This is a genomic window from Leisingera coralii (genome assembly GCF_049056525.1).
Classification (GTDB): Bacteria; Pseudomonadota; Alphaproteobacteria; order Rhodobacterales; family Rhodobacteraceae; genus Leisingera; species Leisingera coralii.
In genome coordinates, this window is sequence record NZ_JBHUPT010000135.1 from 1 (window position 1) to 1,258 (window position 1,258).

The window sequence follows — 1,258 nt, forward strand, 5'->3', positions numbered from 1 at the left end:
AAAAATGTATGGTCCGCCCCGCGGTTGCAAGTCGCGTGGTGACGTTATGGCTTGCGTAAATGTATCCGGCCTCTGATCAGTGGGCTGGTTTTGCCAGCCAGGCCTTGATGAGATCCGCACCTCGGGTTCCAGATTACTTGCTCCGGGATCTTGTCCCGCTTTTTTGCGCGTAGCTTACCCGTGGTCGATCAGCCGTTTGGTCATCACATCCCCTGCAATCGGTCTGCGGTTGGGCTCAGGTCATGCTGCTGCTCCCTTCGTCCGCAGGTAGTTCTCACCGGGACGGGTCAGGATTGCCCAGGCTATTCGGGTGAGTTTGTTTGCCAGAGCAACCACCGCCTTGTTGCGGTGCGTACGGTCTTCTAGCGCGCTGAGCCATCGACCCAAGGCGTGGGTCTCACGATGGAGATGCAGGAAGCACGACCGGGCACCGTGGATGATCAGACGCCTGACATAGCCATTGCCGCGTTTGCTGATCCCGAGCAGGGTCTGCTTTCCGCCAGAAGAATGCTCGGCTGGAACCAAGCCAAGCCAGGCAGCCATATCACGCGCTTTGCGGAACTGGCGGCCATCTCCGGCGGCAGCAACAAGAGCCGTCGCACCGAGTGCGCCAATGCCAGGGATCGTGAGCAACCGCCGAACCGTCTCGTCACTGTGCGCGATGGCTTCGATCTCTTTCGTCAGCTCGGCGACTCGCCGCTCGATATGCGCGAGGTCATTGAGCAGATCGTTAAGCAATGCCCGCATGGCGTTGGACAGGTCGTTCTCTTCATTGGCGAGGTGATGCCGGATGTCAGCATGGAAGCCGCCAGCCCCTGTGCGCATGGCAAGGCCATATTCGATGCAGAACGCACGTGCCTGGTTCATGAGCCCAGTCCGGTTGCGGATCAAGCGATCTCGTATACGGTGGAGAGCCTGAAGATCGACTTGCTCTTCCGACCGCACCTGCACGAACCGCATCGTCGGCCGGGTGACAGCTTCCGAAATGGCTTCTGCATCGAGCGTGTCCGACTTGTTGGACTTAACATAGGGCTTCACGAACTTGGCCGGAATGATCCGGGCATTGTGCCCCATCCCCGTTAGCTTCCTTGCCAGCCACTGCGATCCAGCGCAGGCCTCCATGCCGATTAAGGCAGGCTCAGCAGCTTCGAAGAACCGCAGCAATGTCTCACGCGAGAACTTAGCTCTTTGAATTGGATGTCCTTCGGCATCGAGCGCGACGACATGAAAGACCTTCTTGCCGATATCGATCCCGTAA

The 1,258-nt window shown here is 58.7% G+C and carries 1 protein-coding gene; it reads right to left on the reverse strand.

Translation table 11 applies throughout. From position 1 onward, the window contains the following. Positions 1 to 240: 240 nt before the first annotated feature. The coding region (locus tag ACFMBG_RS24085) for an IS110 family RNA-guided transposase (protein WP_421057166.1) at positions 241 to 1,258 on the reverse strand (1,018 nt) is incomplete at its 5' end.